This is a genomic window from Hydrocoleum sp. CS-953, assembly GCF_002260545.1.
Classification (GTDB): Bacteria; Cyanobacteriota; Cyanobacteriia; order Cyanobacteriales; family Microcoleaceae; genus Trichodesmium.
The window spans coordinates 1-5,024 of sequence record NZ_LGSU01000846.1 but is presented as its reverse complement, the minus strand read 5'-3'; the positions used below and the strand labels follow the sequence as shown (position 1 = coordinate 5,024).

The 5,024-nt window shown below is 36.0% G+C and carries 3 protein-coding genes and 2 pseudogenes; 1 reads left to right on the top strand and 4 read right to left on the bottom strand.

Translation table 11 applies throughout. The features are described 5' to 3' along the window. Nucleotides 1-383: 383 nt before the first annotated feature. A complete protein-coding gene (locus AFK68_RS10910) occupies nucleotides 384-896 on the top strand; it encodes a hypothetical protein (protein WP_094672722.1) in 513 nt (170 codons plus the stop codon). 524 nt (nucleotides 897-1,420) lie between these two features. On the opposite strand, the gene AFK68_RS10905 is transcribed toward AFK68_RS10910, so the two are convergent. The 4 genes and pseudogenes from AFK68_RS10905 to AFK68_RS10890 all read right to left on the bottom strand — a co-directional run. After that, complete coding sequence (locus tag AFK68_RS10905) at nucleotides 1,421-1,822, bottom strand: DNA cytosine methyltransferase (protein WP_246844116.1); 402 nt, start codon at nucleotides 1,820-1,822, stop codon at nucleotides 1,421-1,423. 114 nt (nucleotides 1,823-1,936) lie between these two features. Beyond that, a pseudogene (locus tag AFK68_RS10900) lies at nucleotides 1,937-2,761 on the bottom strand (DNA cytosine methyltransferase); the annotation flags it as partial. Between the two features lie 29 nt (nucleotides 2,762-2,790). Then, nucleotides 2,791-4,211 (bottom strand): annotated as a pseudogene (locus AFK68_RS10895) (group II intron reverse transcriptase); the annotation flags it as partial. Nucleotide 4,212: 1 nt separating this feature from the next. Beyond that, nucleotides 4,213-4,924: reverse transcriptase N-terminal domain-containing protein (locus AFK68_RS10890; RefSeq protein ID WP_246844114.1), on the bottom strand; the 712-nt coding region annotated here is incomplete at its 3' end. Nucleotides 4,925-5,024: the final 100 nt, after the last annotated feature.

Below are 5,024 nucleotides of genomic sequence, written 5' to 3'. Positions count from 1 at the left end.
ATTTGTTGATTAATAATTCTCAAACCTTGTTCTTGTAAAATTGTTAGTATCTTTCGGTGATGCACAAAACCAGGGTCTACAATTAACTTTTCCCTTGACATCTAATCTCTTCCTATATAAATCTATATTGGAAAATTAAAAATAATTTACCAAATTAAATCCTCTATGGTTTCATGGTAAATAATTATCCAAGTTTATCCTTAATATGCTCCGAAACAGTATAGCTATTATCTTAAATTGAGATTTTGGGTGATTGTAAAATTTCTTACTAAGATTACTATTAAAGTCAATACTGGAAAATCAAATATTGCCAAATTAAATCCTTTGTGGTTTGATGGGTATTTGGTTATCCCGTTTATCCCTTATATGTTCCGAAACAGTTTATGAAAGATACAAACACTGAAACTAAACCAGATAAAGTTGGTACAACAGAAGCTGCTTTTCTTTTAAATATTTCTACCGCTAGACTCAGGTTGCTTCTCAGGCAAGGTCGTCTTAAAGGAGCAGAAAAAGTCAAACGGTTATGGGTAATTCCTTTAAATGCTTGGGGAATGCCAGAAATTACCCCTGGTCGTCGAGGTCCTGAAGGAACTTGGAATAAAAGATTTCGTACAGGCAATACTTTTATCCATGTACTGCGAAGAGAAATTGACCATAACCGAGACCACGGCACATCTTTTCCAGCTATTTCTGTCAAACAAGGAGATAGAAATGACCGTTGCCACGAAGTAGAAATTCTAGGAAATTGCAAAATCGTCTACCGACCTCATAAACCTAACAGAAGTCAAGCAGGTGGCGCTCGTCTGTGGATTGAGACAGAGCCTGATGTTGAAATTATTCGTAAGTTTTTCCTAGATGTAGAACTGGAGGAAGATAAACCTCAAGAGTTTGGTTAGCTTTAACTCTGATTTTTTAGCTGAACTGGATTTTTCTGCATATCTATCTATATAGTATGTCGGTGTTAGCTTCTTTGATTTTTCAGCTAACATTACACATTGTTGTGCAAATAATTCTGATATTTGTGGCAGTGCCGAACTTCCTGAAAATTATTTTTTGAGAGTAGGTGAGCGATCGCCTCTATCTATAATATTTTGTATAGCAATTTTTCTCCCCCAACTTCATAAATAATATGTATATATATAGATGGAATGGCTACTTTTGCATGAAAATTTTCTGCGCCAAAAATTATTCTGAAGTCTTTTCTAATTCCGGTTTTTCTTTGCCAGAATTGCTTCTTCTAGATANAATAATATGTATATATATAGATGGAATGGCTACTTTTGCATGAAAATTTTCTGCGCCAAAAATTATTCTGAAGTCTTTTCTAATTCCGGTTTTTCTTTGCCAGAATTGCTTCTTCTAGATACTGGCAAAATTTGAGCTTGTAAGTATCAAAAAAAAATCTAATTTGAGGTTGAATCTAATGAAGAAAACCAAGTGACCTAATTAAAGACTTAGCTAAATAATAAACAACTGGAATAGATACAGCATTGCCGAATTGTTTCTTAGCAATATTCTCCTTACTATGCGGTCTAAACCAACTAGGAAAACCTTGTAACTTAGCACAGTCTTTTGCAGTTATATACCTATACTTTTTCTTCTGATAAATCTCCTTGATAAATAAAGACTTATACTCCTCTGGAGTTTCCCCATTAATAGAAACCGTAGCTATACAATCTTTTGTACCTGTAGCAGTTAAGGTCGGCACAATCTCAGAATGAGGTAAAAATATTCTATATATACCATTAATTCCTGATGAATTTTTAGAATTGACAAATTCATAACCCTGTTCCGCAATATGACGAATAATTTTCTTCTCCACTAAATTCTTCAACTCTTGAATTTGTAAATTATCTATTAACTCAGATAAATCTGCAAAAGATAAAGGATTACCGTCTTTAGTTCCGTACTTTTTTTTCCGTCTATTTTNACAGATTTAAAAAATCCATCCGAAAACCACTAAATTCTTCAACTCTTGAATTTGTAAATTATCTATTAACTCAGATAAATCTGCAAAAGATAAAGGATTACCGTCTTTAGTTCCGTACTTTTTTTTCCGTCTATTTTTGAGAATAGTTCCACAAATTAACTTTTCCCTTTTAGTTGTCTCTATCAGATCCCAAGAATGAATAGTTGTATGACCATTTCTCGTATCACAAAAAACAAAAAAATCATTCAACTCATCATTTTTCTGAAATTTATTTCTAGATACTGGAACAGTACCATTAAACAAAATATCTGGTGATAATTTTGCCTTTTGAATATCAAAATTACCCTGGAGACCATCAAGAATTTCAAAAAGTTTAGTTTGAAAACTTAATGGTTCGGGAAAAGAGAAATTATCTATATCTAAATCTTTCCTAATCCCCACAATAAAAACTCGTTCTCTATTTTGAGGCAACCCAAAATCAGCAGAATTAAGTAACTTGTAATAAACACGATAACCAATATTTTCAAACTTCTGAATAATTAATTCAAACGACCTTTGATTAGTCGGACTAATTAACCCTCTAACATTTTCAAAAATAAAAGCTTCAGGTTGATTTTTCTCCACAACCCTCATCGTATCAAACCAAAGTTTTCCTCTAGAATCATCAAAACCCCTTAACTTTCCAGCAAAAGACCAAGGTTGACAAGGAACCCCACCAACTATCAGATTTACTTGCCAAGGTAACTCAGAAATTTTAGTAATATCTCCCAAATATTTTTCATCATTATTGACATATCCAGTCAAAAAATTTTGCTGATAAACCTTTATTGCATCAGAGTCGTTAAACTAAGCCAGGTAAGTTACCCTACCCGACTCGTCTTCAGAACCGTGCGTGAGACTTTCACCTCACACGGCTCCTCTCTTAAACGTCCCTTTTCATGGGCACATCCTGTTTCAGAGTTAACATATCGTCAATCCATATATAGTTATCAGGTAAATCCTGGGGTCTAAATTTTGGATATGTCTTTTTGTCTTTCACAGTTTTCGTGTCGTGGCAATGTCGGTGCAACAATTGTTTATTCTTAATTGTGTTGTCACCTCCTTTAGACCTTGGTTTTATATGGTCTACTTCCATAAGGTCAGTTGGACTAAAGGTTAACCCACAAAATGCGCATTTATTCTTTTGACGTTTTAACAGCGTCGTGACTTCTTTCCTTACGCCTGGGTATTTGCCGATTCTATTACTCCAATAAGTCCAATTGCCGTCATAAGGGGATTTATTACCCTTCACTTTGATATGCCTTACAATAGGAATATCTGAGTGTAGGTTTAGTATATATTCGCCGTCGTTAAGTACCCAATTCCTGGTTTTCTTAACTTTGGGGAAATACTTTTTCTTTACCCATTGGGAGGGCTTATTGGGATGCCTTCTATTTGCCCATCTCCATAGTCTTTTCCATAGGAGGTTGTCTATTTCACTGAACACCTCTTTACTGACTACGACTGAGAAGTAGTTAGACCATCCTCTAATTACCGGATTTAGTTTGGCTATTAAAGCCTTAACAGGGGCAGTTTTGTGTGAATCACATACATCCGCCAATTTCCGATAATGAGTTTTTATACTCTTGGAAGATGGTTTAATCAGCGTCTTAAATCCTTGTTTAGTTGACTTAACCTCGTATTGCCTAACGTTAAATCCTAGAAAGTCGAATCCAGGTTCGTTACCTTTGTATTCCTCTAGGGTATGAGCAATTTTGGTTTTTTCTGGTTTTAGTTCTAATCCTACCTGGCTTAACCATTCCTGTATTACGGTTTTTGCTTGTAACACTACTTTAATATCTTCGTGTAGGATAACGAAATCATCAGCATAGCGTACTAAGTTGAGACTGTTTACCTTGTCTTGCCAGCCTTGTTGATGACCTTTTTTATTTTTGAGGTCTATCGTTCTGGCAAATTGGTTTAATTGTTCCTCCATACCGTGTAAGGCGATGTTTGCTAGTAAGGCACTAATCACCCCTCCCTGTGGTGTACCTTCCACAGTGTTTGAGAATTGTTTATTGTCAAACACTCCAGACTTTAACCACTGTTTGATTAAGCGTCTGTAGGCCAAACACCCTACTTTTCTCAACAGTGCATCATGGTTAATTCGGTCGAAACATTTGGATATATCAGCATCAAGCACATATTTGGGTTTGCATCTGATACTGAGAAAGATGGCTTCGATAGCATCATGTGTTGACCGTCCTGGTCTAAAACCATAGCTATTAGGTTCAAATCTCGCNACCACTGTTTGATTAAGCGTCTGTAGGCCAAACACCCTACTTTTCTCAACAGTGCATCATGGTTAATTCGGTCGAAACATTTGGATATATCAGCATCAAGCACATATTTGGGTTTGCATCTGATACTGAGAAAGATGGCTTCGATAGCATCATGTGTTGACCGTCCTGGTCTAAAACCATAGCTATTAGGTTCAAATCTCGCCTCCCACTCTGGTTCCATACCCAACTTAACCAGAGCTTGTAATGCACGGTCGTACATTGTAGGGATTCCAAGAGGTCTCTTTTCATCCCTCCCTGGTTTTGGTATCCAGACTCTACGGGTAGGGCTTGCTTTGAGGTATCGCGTGTTTAATAAATCAACCAGATTTAGTCTCTGCATAGGAGGTAGATTTTTAATACCATCTACACCCGCAGTTTTCTTACCCTGGTTATCTTGAGTTACGCGCCTAACAGCTAGCAACCTAGCGTAATAACTTTTGGTCAGAAGTCTTTGGTATTTACGCATCTTGCGGATTTCGCCACGGCTGGATGCTCTGTAAATTAACTTTTGCAACTTAAATACATTCTTCTCAACCCGTCTCCAGTTAATATCTTTCCATTTGAGATTTGGATTAATACATACTGGATCTGGTATATCGTCTGTATCCCATGCCACGCTTAAAAATGGTTTAGGATTTCCTAAACGTCTTTTTAGTGTTTTAGCTTTATTCATCGCGCTTTGATTACCTTACATTACGTCTAACAGTGGGTACGTCTGCAAATGAATTTAGAATGTAGAATTGTTTGAATTTAGAATTGGAAAATTAATAAAT